The following is a 16,754-nucleotide window of genomic DNA, read 5'->3' as shown; positions in this document are numbered from 1 at the left end:
GCGTACCGGCGTGGATGGAAACCCGGGGGAGGTGACCGCAGCCAGCCCCATTAGGCTGGTGCGGTTCCGTCCGGATCGCGCCTGGAGCTCAGATGACGACGACACTGCCCGCGTACGACGAGGTCGTGGCGCGCTACGAACCGGTGATCGGCCTGGAGACCCACGTCGAGCTGGGCACGAACACCAAGATGTGGTGCGGCTGCCCGACCGACTTCGGCGGCGAGCCGAACACCCGGGTCTGCCCGGTCTGCCTGGGCCTGCCCGGCTCGCTGCCGGTGGCCAACAAGGCGGCCATCGAGGCGACCATCCGGATCGGCCTCGCGCTGAACTGCTCCATCGCCGAGTGGTGCCGGTTCGCCCGGAAGAACTACTTCTACCCGGACATGCCGAAGAACTTCCAGATCAGCCAGTACGACGAGCCGCTCTGCGTCGACGGCTACCTGGACGTCGAGGTCAACGGCGAGACCGTGCGGATCGGCATCGAGCGGGTGCACCTGGAGGAGGACACCGGCAAGACGCTGCACGTCGGCGGCGCCACCGGCCGGATCCACGGCGCCACCGAGTCGCTTGTCGACTACAACCGGGCCGGCATCCCGCTCGTCGAGATCGTCACCAAGCCGATCCCCGGCACCGGCGCGCTCGCCCCCGAGGTGGCCCGGGCGTACGTCACCGAACTGCGCGACGTGATCCGCTCGCTGGGCGTCTCCGACGTCCGGATGGAGGAGGGCTCGCTGCGCTGCGACGTCAACACCTCGCTGAACCTGCCGGGCGAGGAGTGGGGCACCCGCACCGAGACCAAGAACGTCAACTCGCTGCGCTCGGTCGAGCGGGCGGTCCGCTCGGAGATGCTGCGCCAGGCGTCGGTGCTCGACGCCGGCGGCACCATCACCCAGGAGACCCGGCACTTCCACGAGGACACCGGGGACACCACCCCCGGCCGGTCCAAGGAGACCGCCACCGACTACCGGTACTTCCCGGAGCCGGACCTCGTCCCGCTCGCGCCGGACACCGCGTGGGTGGCCGAGCTGAAGGCCGCCCTGCCGGAGCTGCCGCGGCTGCGCCGCAAGCGCATCCAGCAGGAGTGGGGCCTGTCCGACCTGGACATGCAGTCGGTGGTCAACGCCGGCGCCGTCGAGCTGATCGAGGCGACCGTGGCCGCCGGGGCCACCCCGGCCGCAGCCCGCAAGTGGTGGCTGGGCGAGCTGTCCCGCCGGGCCAACGAGACCGGCGTGGAACTGGCCGACGTCGGCGTCAGCCCGAAGCAGGTCGCCCAGCTGCAGGGGCTGGTCGACGCCGGCAAGCTCAACGACAAGCTGGCCCGGATCGTGCTGGAGGGCGTGATCGGCGGCGAGGGCTCGCCGGCCGAGATCATGGCCAACCGTGGCCTGGAGGTCGTCTCCGACACCGGGGCGCTGACCGCCGCCGTGGACGAGGCCATCGCCGCCAACCCGGACGTCGCCGACAAGGTCCGCAGCGGCAAGGTCGCGGCGGCCGGCGCGCTGGTCGGCGCGGTCATGAAGACCACCCGCGGCCAGGCGGACGCCAAGACCGTCCGCGAGCTGATCCTGGCGCGCCTCGGCGCCCAGGGCTGAGTTCCGTCCCGAGGGCCGCCGTCGTGACCCGGCGGCGGCCCCCGGCCTCTTCCGAGTACGCGGCCACCCCGCACCCCCGCGCGTGGGCGTCAACGGCGACGCCCGGATGGAGTCACCGTGAACCAGCACGACCTCGACGTCCTCGACGAGATCCAGCGCCGGGTGCTCTGGCTCGCCACCCGCATCGTGGACGCGGCCAACCACGACCGGGACACCGGTGACGGGGTGAAGGTCGGCGGCCACCAGGCGTCCAGCGCCTCGCTGGTCACCGCGATGACCGCGCTCTGGTTCGCCCACCTGGACGCCGAGGACCGGGTCGCCGTCAAGCCGCACGCCTCGCCGGTCTTCCACGCCGTCCAGTACCTGCTCGGCAACCTGGACCGGTCCTACCTGCCGAAGCTGCGGGCACGCGGCGGGCTCCAGTCGTACCCGTCCCGGACCAAGGACCCGGACGGCGTGGACTTCTCCACCGGCTCGGTCGGCCTGGGCGCCGCCGCGCCGCTGTTCGCCGCAGTCACCCGCCGCTACGTCGACGCGCACTTCGGCGAGCGGCCGCGCTCCCGGTTCATCGCCCTCATCGGCGACGCCGAGCTGGACGAGGGCAACATCTGGGAGGCCGTCGCCGACCCGGCCACCACCGGGCTGGGCAACGTGATGTGGCTGGTCGACTTCAACCGCCAGTCGCTGGACCGGGTCGTCCCCGGGGTGCGGATCAACCAGTGGCGCGGCCAGTTCGAGGCCGCCGGCTGGCACGTGGTCGAGGTCAAGTACGGCCGCAAGCTCGCCGAGGCGTACGAGCGGCCGGGCGGGGCGGCGCTGCGCGACTGGATCGACCTGATGCCCAACGAGCAGTACCAGTCGCTGTTCGGGCTGGCCGGGCCGGCCCTGCGCAAGCAGTTCCTGGACGGCGCCCCCGCCGAGGTGGCCGCCTTCGTGGCCGACATCCCCGACGACGAGCTGGGCCCGCTCGTCACCGACCTGGGCGGGCACGACCTCCAGGCGATGCTCGACGCGTACGCCCAGTGCGACGCGGTCACCGACCGGCCCAGCGTGGTCTTCGCCTACACGGTCAAGGGCTGGGGGCTGCCGATCGCCGGCAACCCGCGCAACCACTCGGCGCTGCTCACCACCGAGCAGGTCGACGCGCTGCGCGCCGCGCACGGCCTGACCCGCGACACCGAGTGGGACCGCCTCGACCCGGCGTCCCCGGCCGGTATCCGGGCCGGCGAGCGCCGGGAGGCGCTGTCCCGCGCGCCGCGCGAGCGGGCGCTGGGGGTCACCGTCCCGGAGACCACCAAGGTACGGGTGAACAAGCCCGTCTCCACCCAGGAGGTCTTCGGCCGGGTGCTGGTCGACCTGGCCCGCGACCCGAAGGTGGCGCCCTACCTGGTCACCACCGCGCCGGACGTGGCCACCTCCACCAACCTGGCCGGGTTCATCAACAAGACCGGCGTGTTCGCACCGACCGAGCAGCGCTCCTGGACCGAGGACCGGATGCTGCGCTGGACGGAGAGCCCCGCCGGGCAGCACATCGAGCTGGGCATCTCCGAGATGAACCTGTTCCTGCTGCTCGGCCAGCTCGGCCTGTCGTGGGACCTGTCCGGGCAGCCGCTGCTCCCGGTCGGCACGGTCTACGACCCGTTCGTGCTGCGCGGCCTGGACGCCTTCCTCTACGGCACCTACTCCGGTTCCCGGTTCGTGGTCGCCGGCACCCCGTCCGGCATCACCCTCGCCCCCGAGGGCGGCGCGCACCAGTCGACCATCACGGCCTCCGTCGGCCTGGAGCTGCCCGGGGTCACCTTCTGCGAACCCGCGTACGCCGGCAGCCTCGACTGGCTGCTCTGCGACGCGCTCGGCCAGATCGCCGGGGGAGCGGCGCCGGCCGCCACCGCCGCGCCGGCCGAGGACGGGGCGTACTACTTCCGGCTCAGCACCCGGCCGATCGACCAGGCGCCGTTCGAGGCGGCCCGGGCCCGGATCGGCGACGCGGTGCTGCGCCGGCAGGTGGTGGCGGGCGCCTACCGGCTCGTCGACGCGCACGAGGCGTACCCCCACCTCGCGGACGCCCCGGTCGTGCAGCTCGCCGCCTCCGGCGCGGTGCTGCCGGAGGTCCTCGCGGCCGCCGCGGAGCTGGCGGAGGAGGGCGTCGCCGCGCACGTGGTCGACGTGACGAGCCTGGACCGGCTCTACCGGGCCTGGCAGCGGACGCTGCGCCAGGGCGTGCGGACGGCGACCGTGCCCAGCGTTCCCGGCGCGCTGCGGTCCGCCTTCGCCGACCGGGTGCCGGTGGTCACCGTGCACGACGCCGCCTCGCACGCGATGGCCTGGCTCGGCTCGGCGCTCGGCGCCCCGGCCGTCCCGCTCGGGGTGGACGAGTTCGGCCAGTCCGGCAGCGTCGGCGAGCTGTACGAGCTGCACGACCTGCTGCCCGGCAGCATCGTCAACGCCGCGCTGGCCGCCCTCTCGCTGCGCTGAGCCTCAGCCGGTGGGGCTCGGCGTCGCGGTCGTCGGGCTGCCGTTCGGGGCGGGCGACACGGGCCCGCCCCGGGTCGGGGTCGGGGTGACCGGCACCCGGTCGCCCTTCTTCGGGTCCTGGATGATGTGCCGTTCCAGGTTGACCTGCGACTGCCCGGTCCCGCCCACGGTGATGTCGTCGTACGCCTGGAGCAGCTTCTGCTGGTCGAAGTAGAGCACCGACATCGACAGCGGGGTGGGCTTCTCGCCCTCCAGGCCGCGCAGCCCGGCGCCGCCGGTGGAGCCCTCGACGAAGAGCTGGGTGGGCTGCTTGTCCGGGACCTGCGGCAGCTTCGACACCTGCCGGGCGTGGGTGTGCCCGGCCAGCACGAGCGGGCAGGTGCCGGAGAGCGGGCCGGCCGAGGCCGGGTCGTGCACCAGCGCGATGTTCACCGGCTTCGGTGAGGCCTTGACCGTGGCGGCGAGCTGCTCGCCGGCCCCGATCACCTGGTCGGCGACGACCTTGGTGAGGCCGCTGCCGGCCGGCGAGGTCTCCTTGTCCGGGGTGAACCGGGGGTCGCCGATGCCGGCGATGGTCAGCCCGGCGACCGTGGTCGTGGAGTTGTCCAGCACGACGGCGTTCGGCTGCGCGGCCACCGCGGCGGCCGTCTTCCCCGAGTCGTGGTTGCCGCGGATGTAGACGTACGGCTTCTTGAGCAGGCCGATCGAGCCGACGAAGGACGCCTCCGGCTCGCTGCCCCAGTCGGTGATGTCGCCGGTGTCGATCACCACGTCGATGTTGAACTGCTCCACCACCGTGCGGATGAGCTGCCAGCCGGTCGGGTTGAGGTGCATGTCGGAGACGTGCAGCACCCGGGTGGTGCCGGGCGACGGCTGGACCACGGGCAGCGCGGACACCGTGGTGTAGAGCTTGCTGACGTTGCCGACCAGCCGCTGCAGCTGCTCGGCGTACTTGGTGTAGTCGTTGGCGATCCGTCGCGCGTCGCCGACGATGGCCGGCGCGTTGACCAGCAGCCCCTCGTAGCGTGGCTCCTCGATCGCCTGCGGCCGGATGGTGGCGGCGGCCAGGCCGAGGCTGCCCGCGGTGACCACCAGCGCCAGCCCGCCCGCCCAGGCCGTCCGGCGCGCGTCGCGGAAGACGAGCCCGGCCAGCAGCAGGGTGGCCAGCACCGCCGAGGCGAGGGTCTTCAGGCCGAGCCGCATCACGCCGGTCCGGACGTCCTCGACCGCCGACTGGCTGGCCCGGCTGATGCTCGCCGGGTCGTCGATCAGCGCCTCGGTGCGCCGCTGGTCCAGCGCGCCCAGCTCGACGGTCAGGTACGCCGGCCCGTCGTGGCTGTCCAGCAGCAGCGCGCCCAGCGGCGGGATGTCGACGGTGGTGCCGCCGCTCAGCGACGGGCTGAGGTTGAGCTGCGCGCGGAAGGGCCCGATGTCGGTGCCCACGTGCCCGCCGGCGTAGGTGCCGGCCACCACGCCGGCCAGCGTGACCACGAGCAGGGCCAGCACGACGCCGAGCCGGCGCAGCACGGTGCCGGGCCGCCACCGGCGGTGGGCACGCCGGTCCTCCGGGGCCGTCTCGTCCCCGGTGCCGTGCTGCTCGTTCTCCTGGCCGTCCATGCTGAGATTCTGACCTGCCCGTTGAAGGATCTTGGCAAACCCGGGGGAAAGCGGATCAGCTGCGTCCGGCGCCGCCGTCGGCGAAGACCAGCCGCAGGATGCGGTCGTCGTCGCCGGCCGGCTTGCCCCGCCCGTCCCGGTTGGAGGTGCTCACCCAGACCGACCCGTCCGGCGCCACGGCGGCGGCCCGCAGCCGGCCGTACCTGCCGGTGAACAGTTCGCGCGGCTGGCCGAGGACGGTGCCGTTGCCGGCCAGCCCTACCAGCCAGAGCCGCTGCCCACGCAGGCAGGCGGTGACCAGCAGCCGCTCCACGGCCGCCAGCCCGGAGCAGGAGGCCTCGCCGGTGCGCCACTGCACGATCGGGTTGACGTAGCGCTTGTCGTCGCCGCGCCCCTCGACCTGCGGCCAGCCGTAGTTGCCGCCCTTGTTGATCTGGTTGATCTCGTCCCAGGTGTTCTGGCCGAACTCCACGGCGTACATCCGCTTGTCCGGCGTCCAGGCGAAGCCCTGCACGTTGCGGTGCCCCCTGGACCACGCCGGCGAGCCGGCGGTCGGGTTGCCCGGGGCCGGTTTGCCGTCCCGGGTGAGCCGCAGGATCTTGCCGCCGAGGCTCTTCGGGTCCTGCGCGTTCGCGGTGCGCCCGGCGTCGCCCGTGCTGGCGTAGAGGAAGCCGTCCGGGCCGAAGCCCAGCCCGCCGCCGTTGTGGTTGCCGGCCTTGGGGATGCCGGTGAGGATCGGGGTCGGCGGCCGGCCCAGCTCCAGTTTCGCGATGCGGTTGTCCGCGGCGCTCGTGTAGTAGACGAAGACCGTGCGGTCCCGGGCGTACGCCGGGGAGACCGCGATGCCGAGCAGGCCCCCCTCGCCGGCGGCGGCGACGTCCGGCACGGTCTGCACCACCCGGACGGTCATCCCCTCCGGGCCGGACTCCGGGCCGACCTGGAGGATCCGTCCGCTGTCCCGCTCGGTGACCAGCGCGCCGCCGTCGGGGAGGAAGGCGATGCCCCAGGGCACCGCGAGCCCCTTCGCCAGCACCGTGGCGACCACCTGCTGGCCGGCGCCACCGGGGCTGGCCGAGTTGGACGGCGACGGGAGGTTGGGCGGCTCACCGGCCGGGTCGGGATCCGGGTCGCCGAAGGCGCAGCCGGCGGTGCCCAGCAGCAGCGTCGCGCAGGACGCCGCCAGCGCCGCCCGGAGGCGGCCGGTGCGGGGGTACGGGGGACGCGACCTCACCTGGCCAGCCTAGCCGGGCCGGGTGGCGGACCGGGCCCGACGAACCGTCTCGCGGTTCAGCGGGCGCGCAGGGCGAGCAGGGCGACGTCGTCCTCCCGCCGGTGGGCGGCGGCGACCAGCCGGTCGCACAGGGTCGCGAGGGGCAGCGACGCGCCGTCGGCGAGCTGCTCGACCAGCGCGGCCTGCCCCTCGTCGATCGGCCGGTCCCGGCGCTCGATCAGCCCGTCGGTGTGCAGCAGCAGGGTGTCGCCCGGGGCGAGGGCCAGCTCCCGGCGGGTGCGCCGGGGCGGGCGGGCCAGGCCGAGCAGCGGCCCCCGCGTCCCGTCCAGCACCTGCACCGGCCCCCCGGCGGGAAGCAGCAGCGGCGGCGGGTGCCCCGCGTTGCACCAGGAGAGCCGGAATCCGGGCCCGGCCGGCCGGACCCGGGCCAGCACGGCGGAGGCCACGGTCGGCACGGGCAGGCCCTGGATCGCCCGGTCGAGGTGGGTCATCAGCTCGTCCACCGGGTCGTCCCGCCCGTACGCGTCGCCGCGGACCAGGTTGCGCAGCTGGCCCATGGTCGCCGCGGCCTCGATGTCGTGCCCGGCGACGTCGCCGATCGCCGCGACCAGCTCGCCGTCGGGCTGGACGAAGGCGTCGTACCAGTCGCCGCCCACCTCCACCCGGTCGGCCGCCGGCAGGTAGCGCGCGGCCAGCTCGATGCCGGGCACCACGGGCAGGGTGGGCAGCATGCTCTGCTGGAGCACCTCGGCGACGTGCCGCTGCTCGCTGTAGAGCCGGCTGTTGCCCACGGCCTGGCCCGCGCGGCGGCCGATGTCCCGCGCCGTGCGGAGGTCGCTCTCGTCGAAGCCGCGCCGGGACGGCCCGTTGACCAGCGTGACGGCGCCGACGATCCGGTCCGCGGCCGCGGTGATCGGCACGGTGAGGTGTGAGCCGAAGCCCAGCCGGTCGGCCAGCGGCGCCAGTTCCGGGCTGGTGGTGCCCCGCTCCACGTCGGCCAGCGTGGCGGTGCCCCGCATGACCGGCCGCCCGCTCCGCAGCACCGACCGGATGATCGAGTCCGGGCCGAGGCCGGTGGTCAGCAGCTCGGTGAAGCGGTCCAGGTCGGCCGCCCGGTCCGGGTTCCGGTGCATTCCCGAGATCGTCCGCGGGCGGCCCGCCGGGTCGACCAGGGTGATCAGGCACCAGTCGGCGAGCAGCGGGACCATGGCCCGCCCGAGCCGGTCCAGCGCCGCGCCCATGTCGAGCGTGCCGCCGAGCAGCTCGCTCAGCCCGGCCAGCATGGCGAGCCGGTCGTGCGCCTCCTCGGCGCGGCGGCGGGCCTGCTCGGCCCCCGCCACGGCGATCCGCAGCCGCAGCTCGGAGGAGCAGGCGGCGGCCAGGTCGGCGAGGGTACGCAGCTGCTCGGCGGTCCAGGCCCGGGGCTTGCTGTCGATGGCGCAGAGCGAGCCGAGCACCCGGCCGTCCAGGTCGGTCAGCGGCATCCCGGCGTACGCGACCACCCCGAGGTCCTCGAAGGCGAGGTTCCCGCGCACCCGGGGATGGAGGCGGGCGTCGGGCAGCACCATCGGCACCTCGACGTCGACCACGTGCTGGCAGAACGAGTGGCTCAGCGGGGTCTCCCGCCGGCCGGCCCACGGCTCGGGCAGCCCGGTCGCGCCGGGGAAGAACTGGCGGTCGGCGGTGACCAGGGAGACCAGCGCGACCGGCACGTCGAGCAGGTCACCGACCAGCCGCGCGAACCGGTCGAACGCCTCGTCGGGCGCCGCGCCGAGGTGGGTCTCGGCGAGGGACCGCAGCCGTTCGGGGTCGGTCAGCGCCGGGATCGGCACGACCACGCGTCCGGCGCTGTCCTCGCTCATGGCCACCCGTCGTCGACATGCGGAGCGCCGGCCGGCGCACCGCCCTCGGTTATACCTCGCGGGGGCGATCGCCAATCCCGGCGAGCGGCGGTCGTCACGGCCCGGCCTCCCGCGCCGCCGGGGACGACTATCGTCGGCGGTCGTGAAGGTATGGATCCCGCACCCGGCCGGCCGGGGCCTCCTCGGCGAGCTGCCCGCGGGCGTCACCGTGGAACTGCTGACGGACCCGGCCCGGTTGCCGTCGTCCCCGTCCGGCGTGCGGTTCTGGGTGCCGCCCTTCCTGGCCGGCCCGGACGCCGGCGCGCTGCTGGCCGAGCTGCCGGACCTGGCGGTGGTGCAGCTCCTCTCCGCCGGGGCGGACGCCTGGGTGGGGCGGGTCCCCGACGGCGTGACGCTCTGCGACGCCCGGGGCGTGCACGACTCGGCCACCGCCGAGTGGGTGGTCGCCGCGATCCTCTCCGCGCTGCGCGGCTTCGGCCCGCTGGCCCGTGCCCAGGCCCGCCGGGAGTGGGCGTACGACGAGGTGGCCCCGACCGACGAGCTGGCCGGCAAGCGGGTCCTGATCGTCGGCGCCGGCTCGATCGGCGCGGCCGTCCGGGCCCGGCTGGCCCCGTTCGAGGTGAGCTTCACCCTGGTCGCCCGGACGCCGCGCCCGGCCGAGGAGGTGCACGGGGTGGACGAGCTGCCCGCCCTGCTGCCCGAGGCGGACGTGGTGGTGCTGCTGGTGCCGTTGACCGAGCAGACCCGGGGCCTGGTCGACGAGAAGTTCCTCGCCGCGATGCCGGACGGCGCGCTGCTGGTCAACGCCGCCCGCGGCCCGGTGGCCCGGACCTCGGCGCTGGTCGCCGAGCTGACGTCGGGGCGGCTGCGGGCCGCGCTGGACGTGACCGATCCGGAGCCGCTGCCCGCCGACCATCCCCTGTGGGAGCTGCCGAACGTCCTGCTCACCCCGCACGTCGCGGGCTCGGTCCGCGGCCTGCTGCCGCGGGCGTACCGGCTGGTGGGCGAGCAGGTGCGCCGGTTCGCGGCCGGGGAGCCGCTGGTGAACCGGGTGGTGGACGGCTACTGACCGCTCAGCCGGCGGACTCCGGCAGCTCCTGCCCGGTGGCGGAGACCAGCCGGGGCAGGTCGGCGGCGCGCACGGCGGGAAGCACCAGCGTCTCGCCGTCGTCGAGCCGGGCGACCGCCCGGCCGCGCGCGTCGGCGCTGAGCTCGGCGACCCGCGTCCAGGGCACCCGCCGCTGCCCGAGGAGGGCCCGCAGCCGCAGCTCGCGGGGGTCCGCGTCGGTGCCGGCCCGCCAGACCCAGACGCCGAGCGCGAGCGGGATCAGCAGCACCCAGAGCAGCCACCAGCGCGCGGTGGCCAGCGGCAGCGCGCCGATGAACGCGACGATCGCGGCGACCAGGATCGCCTGGTTGTAACGGAAACGGACGGTGTCGGCGCGGCTCACCCCACGATGATCCCACCCGGCACCGGCCGCGATCGGGGCGGGCCGCAGGGCGTGGGCCGGCGCTCCGGTGTGACGGGCGTCACGTGCTGTGTCGCGTAACCCTGGGTGTCCGGGATCGTTTATGGGCGTGGCCGCGCCGGTCCCCGTCCGGCGCCGGTCGTGCCCGACACCCGACCCGCCCGACACCCCGACCCGCCCCGCTGACCCCGCACGTCGTACCGCAACCGCACCGCCCCGTGCCCCCTCACGAAGGCGACCGCCGTGCCCGTCACCCACCCTGCCGCCGGCCCCCGCAGCCGGCCACCGCTGCCCGACCTCGTCGTGTCGCTCGCCGGCGCGCTGTTCGTCCTGGCCGGCGCCGCCGGCCTCGTTCCCGGCCCGGCCGCCGTGGCGCTCGCCGTCGCCGGTGGTTGCGCCCTCGCCTGCGTCCGGCTCGCCTGGCTGGCCGGCGCCCCGCCCGTGCCGCCCACCGCCGCACCGCCCACCGCCGCTCCGCCCGCCCCCGCGCCGTCGGCGCAGCCCTTGCCGCCCGCGCCGCCCGCGCCGCCCGCGCCGTCCGACCCGCCCGCGTTGCCCGACCCGCCGGCACCGTCCGCCGCCACGCCGTCCGCCGCCACGCCGACCGGGCGGCGGGCCCGCCGGGTGGCGCTGTCCCGCCGGGTCGCCGGGATCCTCGACGCCGCCGTGCTGATCGCCGGGCTCACCGTCGCGGTGCTGCCGCTGAGCGAGCCCGCGGACCGGCTGCCGGTCGCGCTGGCCGGCCTGGCGGTCACCGCCCCGCTGTACGCCGTCGCCCTGCTCCGGCTGCCCGGCCGCTCCCGGCTCTCCGCCCGGGAACGGCTGCGCCGTGGCGCGGACGTGGCCGGCCTCGGCGTCAGCCTGGTCTTCGCCGGCTGGGTGCTGCTGCCGCCCGGGCCCGTGCCGCCGACCGCGCGGGCCGCCACCGTCGGCGGCGCCGTGGCGCTGGCCGTGCTTCTGGTGGCCGCGCTCGCCGAGCGGCGCCGGCGGCCGGGGGCGGCCCGCTGCCACGCCGGCGCGGCGGCCACGCTGGGCGGCCTGGCCCTGCTCGTGGTGCTGCTCGCCTACGCCGCTCCGGACCGGGCCGTGCTGGCCGTCGCGCCGCCGCTGCTGGCCGGCGCGCTGGTCACCGCGGCCGGCGCCCGGCGTACCGCTGCCGGGGAGCGACCCCGCACCGGTGCGGCCCCGGCCGCCTGGCCCGGGCTCACCGCGCCGGCCGGCATCGCGGCGCTGGCCGCCGGTCAGCACCTGTGGACGGTGGGGGAGTTCAGCGCCCCGGCGATCGCCCTGGGGCTGTCCGTCATCCCGCCGATGGTGGTCCGGGAGGTGCTCGCCGCCGCCGACCAGCGGCGCCGGGCCGAGCGGCTGGCCGCCAGCGAGGCGCGGCTGCGTCACCTGGTCGGCGACGACCGCCCGCCCGCCGGCGCCGCGCCGGTCGACCGGGCCGGGCTGGTCCGCGCCCTCGACCGGCGCGCCGGCGGCGCGCTGCTCGTGGTCGACCTGCACGGCGCCGACGAGGCGGCGGTGCTGGACGCGCCGGTGCTGGCCGAGGTCGCCCTCCGGCTCCGGTCCGGCTCCGGCCCGCACGATCTGGTGGCCCGGCTCACCGACACCGAGTTCGCTGTGCTCACCGACCTCGGGCCGGTGCTCGCGTACGCGCTGGGCACCCGGCTGCTGGCCGCGCTCGCCGAGCCGTACCCGCGGCCCGGCAGGGCGAGCCGGATCCGGGCCAGCGTCGGGCTCGCCGAGACCACCGGCGGCGAGCCGGAGGACGTGCTGCGCCAGGCCGACCTGGCCCGGCGGCGCGCCGTGCAGCTCGGCCGGGACCGGGTCGAGTGGTACGACGCCTACCTGGAGGAGCAGCTGGTCCGCCGGCTGGACCTGGAGCGGGAGCTGCCGGGCGCGGTGGCGCGGGGCGAGCTGGACCTGGTCTACCAGCCGGTGCTGGAGCTGGCCGACCGGGTGCCGGTGGGCACCGAGGCGCTGCTGCGCTGGCGCAGCCCCGTGCTGGGCACGGTGCTGCCGGAGGAGCTGCTGCCCGTCGCGGCCGACCTCGACCTGCTCTGCGAGCTCGGGCGGTGGGTGCTGGACCGGGCCTGCCGGCAGCTCGCGGACTGGTCGGAGGGGGGCCGGGAGCTGTGGATGGCGGTCAACGTGACGCCCCGGGAGCTGGCCGCGCCGGACTTCGTGGCCCGCACCGCGACCGCGCTGGCCGCGTACGACGTGCCGCCGGAGCGCCTGGTCGTGGAGGTGGCCGAGCCGGCGGTGGCGGCCGAGCTGTCCACCGTGGTGGCCCGGCTCGCCGGGCTCCGCTCGCTGGGCGTCCGCACCGCGCTGGACGACTTCCGCGCCGAGCACGCCTCGCTGGCCCAGCTCCGCCGGCTCCCGATCGACCTGCTCAAGGTGGGCCCGCACCTGGTCGGGCCGGGCGCCGACGGGCAGCGTCCGCTCATCGACGTGGTGGCCAACCTGGGTGACCGGCTCGGCCTGGAGGTGGTGGTCGAGGGGCTGGAGTCCGACGCCCAGGTGGCCGGGGCGCGCCGGGCCGGCTGCCACTACGGGCAGGGCTTCGCGCTGGCCCGCCCGGCCCCCGCGGAGCGGGTGGAGGCGTGGTTCGAGGAGTTCCCCTCGACACCGCGTTGACCTGGTCGTTCAGCGAGATTGCTGAACCGGTTCACCGAGTGCGCGGGGGAGCCGTGCTGCCGCGCGGGGTGAGGTGGGCGGTCTCGTCCTGGAGGTTGGTGACCGGCTCGCCCGCGATCATGGCGAGGAGCTGCCGCGCGGCGTGCGCCCCGTACGCGGGGATGTCCCGGCCCAGCGCGGTCAGCGGCGGGTGCACGAGCTGGCAGAGGGGGGAGTCGTCCCAGGCCACGATGGACAGGTCGCCGGGCACGGCCAGCCCCATCTCCTGGGCCACGGAGAGCCCGGCGATCGCCATCACGTCGTTGTCGTAGATCACCGCGGTGGGCCGGCCGGCGGAGCTGAGCAGCCGGCGGGTGGCCCGCGCCCCCTCCTCGCCGGTGTAGTCGGACCAGACCGTGGTGGCCTCGTCCAGCCCGAGCCGGCGGCACACCTCGGTGAACGCGTCGGTGCGGATCTCGGTGTGCAGCAGCGAGGGCAGCCCGCCGACCCGGGCGATCCGCCGGTGCCCCAGGGCGACCAGGTACTCCACGGTTTCGACCAGGGCCGCCGCGTCGTCCGACCAGACGCTGGCCAGGCTGCCGGTGTGGCCGGGGCCGCCGATCACCACGGCCGGCAGTTGCAGCTCCTCCAGCGCCGGCACCCGCCGGTCGTCGGTGCGCAGGTCGCAGACGAACACGCCGTCCACCCGGCGCTCGGCCCACCAGCGGCGGTAGACCGCGATCTCCGCCTCCTGGTCGGCCACCACCTGGAGGGTCAGCGCGTACGAGCGGGCCGACAGCTCGGCCTCCACGCCGCTGATCAGCTCCATGAAGAAGGGCTCGATGCCCAGTATCCGGGCGGGCCGGCACAGGGCCAGGCCGACCGCCTTGGCGGTGGCGCCGGAGAGCGCCCGGGCGGCGCTGCTCGGGCTGAACCCGATCTCGGCGGCGATCGCCAGGATCCGCTGGCGGGTCGCCTCGGACACGCCGGGCTGCCCGTTCAGCGCGTACGACACCGCGCCCTTGGAGACCCCGGCCCGCCGGGCGACGTCGGCGATGGTCGGCCGCTTCACGGGCGCGCTCCTCCACTCGTCCGGCCCGCGCGGGGCCACCTTCGACAACCGGGGGGTGGCCGGCGGCTGTCACGCTACTGCAAGGGAGCTGCCGCGCGGTCGGCGCGGCGCGGCCCGGGACGGAACCGGGCGGCCGGTCACTTGCGCGGTTAAGCGTACGACCCGACCCACCCCTCGCCGCCAGCCCCTGCCTCACATTCGTGCTCCGGAGAGCGCTCAACCACGCATGAGCGCGCTCCCAAGGCATCGGGAGAGTTACGGGACGGGCTCGCTGTTAACCGGCCGTTGACAGTCCAGGGTGTCCCTCGTACGGTGTGCTCACTTATCCGGTTCAGTCAACGTCTCTCGATGTCGGGAGCGTTCCCATTTGGCGCGGAGGATGACATGAAACGGTCCTGGACGCACTGGGCCCGGGCGGTCGCCGTGGGTGCCGTCAGCCTGGTCATGGTCGCCGCCTGCAGCGGCAAGAGCACCACCGGCGGCTCCGACGCGGCCGACGGTCAGATCACTCTGAAGATCAATTTCTGGGGCGACTTCGGCCTCCAGGACCTCAAGGCCCGGTACGAGGCCGACCACCCGAACATCAAGATCCAGCTGAACTCGGGCGAGTACAACGCCCAGCACGAGGACCTGCAGAAGAAGCTCGTCGCCGGCAACGGGGCGCCGGACATCGCGGCGATCGACGAGGGCTTCATGGTCCAGTTCCGCAGCCAGTCCGACAAGTTCGTCAACCTGCTGGACAAGGGCGCCGGCTCCTACGAGAGCAAGTACCTGCCCTGGAAGTGGAAGCAGTCGCTCTCCGCCGACGGCAAGACCCAGATCGGCCTCGGCACCGACGTCGGCGGCCTGGCCATGTGCTACCGGACCGACCTGTTCAAGGCCGCCGGCCTGCCCACCGAGCGGGACCAGGTCTCCGCGCTCTGGCCCGACTGGGACAAGTTCATCGAGGTCGGCCAGCAGTACACCGCCAAGACCAACAAGAAGTTCATCGACGCCGGCACCAACCTGTTCAACCCGATCCTCGGTCAGCAGCAGGTCGGCTTCTACAACGACCAGGAGCAGCTCCAGATGGACGGCGGCCCGAAGGTCGCCTTCGACTACACCGTCAAGGCCGTCCAGGCCGGGCTCTCGGCCAACCTGGTCAGCTTCCAGGCCGACTGGGACAAGGGCTTCACGAGCGGTGCCTTCGCCGTGCTGGCCTGCCCGGCGTGGATGCTCGGCCACATCAAGGACACCGCCCCCGGCACCCAGGGCAAGTGGGACATCGCCGCGGTGCCCGGTGGCGGCGGCAACTGGGGCGGCTCGTTCCTGACCATCCCCAAGCAGGGCAAGCACGTCGACGAGGCGTACAAGCTGCTGGAGTGGCTGGTCGCGCCGGAGCAGCAGATCGAGATCTTCAAGAAGGTCGGCAACCTGCCCTCGCAGCCGGCGCTCTACGCCGACTCGGCCATCGCCGACTTCAAGAACCCGTTCTTCAACAACGCCCCGGTCGGCCAGATCTTCCCCAAGATGGCGCAGGGCCTCACCCCGCAGTACCTGGGCAAGAAGAACGGCCCCACCCGGGTCGCCGTGGAGAACGTGATCCGGCGGGTCGAGAACAAGAGCCTGAAGCCGGACGCCGCCTGGGGCGAGGCGGTCAAGGAGGCCGACAAGGCCGCCAAGTCCTGACCGGACACCGGTGACGGGGCGGGCCACGGCCGGCCCCGTCACCGCCGCACCTCCTCACCCACCTCGGCCCTGGAGTGATCCGATGTCCACCACCCGTGCCGCGCCCGCGTCGTCGAGCCGCCGAGCCGCGCCGGAGCGCGGTCGCTCCGGTGGCGACGACCGGCGGCTGACCTGGCGCAACCGGCTGTACCGCTTCGACATGCGCTACATGCCGTACCTCATGATCGCGCCGTTCTTCCTGCTCTTCGTCGTGTTCGGGCTCTTCCCGCTGCTCTTCAACGCCGTGGTGTCGCTGCGCAACTACCGGCTCGACGACCCGACGCTGCCCTACTGGGCGGGCGTCGAGAACTTCAGCCGGCTCTTCGGCGACGAGGACTTCTGGAACGCCCTCTACAACACCTTCGGCATCTTCCTGCTCTCCTCGGTGCCCCAGCTGCTGCTCGCGCTCGTGGTCGCCTCGCTGCTCAACCGCAAGCTGCGGGCGCAGACCTGGTGGCGGGTCGGTGTGCTGCTGCCGTACGTGACCCCGATCGTCGCCTCGACGATGGTGTTCAGCGTCTTCTTCTCCCGCGACTTCGGCATGGCCAACTGGGTGCTCGGCCTGTTCGGCCTCGGCGGCGCGGACGACCCGATCGACTGGCGGGCCGACAAGCTGCACTCGTGGATCGCCATCGCCACGATGGTCAACTGGAAGTGGATCGGCTACAACGCGCTGCTCTATCTGGCCGCGATGCAGTCCATCCCGCGCGACGTCTACGAGGCGGCGGCGATCGACGGCGCCGGGCCGTGGAAGCAGCTCTGGCGGATCACCGTGCCGATGATCCAGCCGGTGGTGCTCTTCACCGTCATCCTCTCCACCATCGGCGGCCTCCAGCTCTTCACCGAGCCGATGCTCTTCGACCCGAACGCCCAGGCCGCCACCGGCGGGCCGAACGGCGAGTGGCAGACCATCGCCCAGCTCATCTACAAGGTCGGCTGGAAGGACCTCAACCTCGGCTACGCCGCGGCCATGTCCTGGGCCCTCTTCCTGATCATCCTGATCGTCGCCGGCGTCAACTACCTGGTGACGAACCGACTGTCCGGAGGTCGCAAATGAGCGCCGTCGCGCCCCCGCGCCCCGCTCCGGCGCGCCGCCGGCCGCGGCTG

General features: G+C 74.5%; 11 protein-coding genes. 6 read left to right on the top strand and 5 right to left on the bottom strand.

Features of this window, described 5'->3' with window-relative positions; all coding sequences use genetic code 11:
- The first annotated feature begins 92 nt into the window (after positions 1-92).
- Both gatB and IEY96_RS07165 read left to right on the top strand, forming a co-directional pair.
- The gene (gene gatB, locus IEY96_RS07170; RefSeq protein ID WP_189193990.1) at positions 93-1,592 is read left to right on the top strand and encodes an Asp-tRNA(Asn)/Glu-tRNA(Gln) amidotransferase subunit GatB; all 1,500 of its coding nucleotides are present in this window, start codon (positions 93-95) and stop codon (positions 1,590-1,592) included.
- A gap of 117 nt (positions 1,593-1,709) precedes the next feature.
- Positions 1,710-4,067, top strand: a complete 2,358-nt coding sequence (locus tag IEY96_RS07165; protein ID WP_189193989.1) for a thiamine pyrophosphate-binding protein — start codon at positions 1,710-1,712, stop codon at positions 4,065-4,067.
- Between the two features lie 3 nt (positions 4,068-4,070).
- Here the strand turns inward: IEY96_RS07165 and IEY96_RS07160 are convergent, their stop codons facing one another.
- Genes IEY96_RS07160 through IEY96_RS07150 form a run of 3 tightly spaced genes read right to left on the bottom strand, consistent with a single transcriptional unit; the run spans position 4,071 to position 8,777 of the window.
- Positions 4,071-5,684: a metallophosphoesterase gene (locus IEY96_RS07160; protein WP_189193988.1), complete on the bottom strand. Its 1,614-nt coding sequence runs from the start codon at positions 5,682-5,684 to the stop codon at positions 4,071-4,073.
- A gap of 55 nt (positions 5,685-5,739) precedes the next feature.
- A complete protein-coding gene (locus IEY96_RS07155; RefSeq protein WP_189193987.1) occupies positions 5,740-6,915 on the bottom strand; it encodes a PQQ-dependent sugar dehydrogenase in 1,176 nt (391 codons plus the stop codon).
- A gap of 56 nt (positions 6,916-6,971) precedes the next feature.
- Positions 6,972-8,777: a SpoIIE family protein phosphatase gene (locus tag IEY96_RS07150; RefSeq protein ID WP_189193986.1), complete on the bottom strand. Its 1,806-nt coding sequence runs from the start codon at positions 8,775-8,777 to the stop codon at positions 6,972-6,974.
- Between the two features lie 142 nt (positions 8,778-8,919).
- Here IEY96_RS07150 and IEY96_RS07145 point away from each other — a divergent pair, with 142 nt between their 5' ends.
- A complete protein-coding gene (locus tag IEY96_RS07145) occupies positions 8,920-9,846 on the top strand; it encodes a 2-hydroxyacid dehydrogenase (protein WP_189193985.1) in 927 nt (308 codons plus the stop codon).
- A 4-nt stretch (positions 9,847-9,850) separates the two neighbouring features.
- On the opposite strand, the gene IEY96_RS07140 is transcribed toward IEY96_RS07145, so the two are convergent.
- On the bottom strand, positions 9,851-10,228 hold the full coding sequence (locus tag IEY96_RS07140; protein ID WP_189193984.1) for a PH domain-containing protein: 378 nt from the start codon (positions 10,226-10,228) through the stop codon (positions 9,851-9,853).
- A 261-nt stretch (positions 10,229-10,489) separates the two neighbouring features.
- Here IEY96_RS07140 and IEY96_RS07135 point away from each other — a divergent pair, with 261 nt between their 5' ends.
- Positions 10,490-12,889, top strand: coding sequence for a putative bifunctional diguanylate cyclase/phosphodiesterase (locus IEY96_RS07135; RefSeq protein WP_229791425.1), 2,400 nt, complete (start codon positions 10,490-10,492; stop codon positions 12,887-12,889).
- Positions 12,890-12,920: 31 nt separating this feature from the next.
- Here the strand turns inward: IEY96_RS07135 and IEY96_RS07130 are convergent, their stop codons facing one another.
- Complete coding sequence (locus IEY96_RS07130; RefSeq protein WP_189193983.1) at positions 12,921-13,940, bottom strand: LacI family DNA-binding transcriptional regulator; 1,020 nt, start codon at positions 13,938-13,940, stop codon at positions 12,921-12,923.
- 384 nt (positions 13,941-14,324) lie between these two features.
- Between IEY96_RS07130 and IEY96_RS07125 the strand changes: the two genes are divergently transcribed.
- Entirely contained in the window at positions 14,325-15,608 is a 1,284-nt protein-coding gene (locus IEY96_RS07125) for an ABC transporter substrate-binding protein (RefSeq protein WP_189193982.1), read from the top strand.
- 82 nt (positions 15,609-15,690) lie between these two features.
- Positions 15,691-16,704: a carbohydrate ABC transporter permease gene (locus tag IEY96_RS07120; RefSeq protein ID WP_189193981.1), complete on the top strand. Its 1,014-nt coding sequence runs from the start codon at positions 15,691-15,693 to the stop codon at positions 16,702-16,704.
- Positions 16,705-16,754: the final 50 nt, after the last annotated feature.

The sequence above is a fragment of the Micromonospora fulviviridis genome, from assembly GCF_014648395.1.
In the GTDB taxonomy this organism is placed as follows: Bacteria; Actinomycetota; Actinomycetes; order Mycobacteriales; family Micromonosporaceae; genus Micromonospora; species Micromonospora fulviviridis.
The sequence above is the reverse complement of the archived record's forward strand: the minus strand, read 5'-3'. Positions and strand labels throughout refer to the sequence as shown.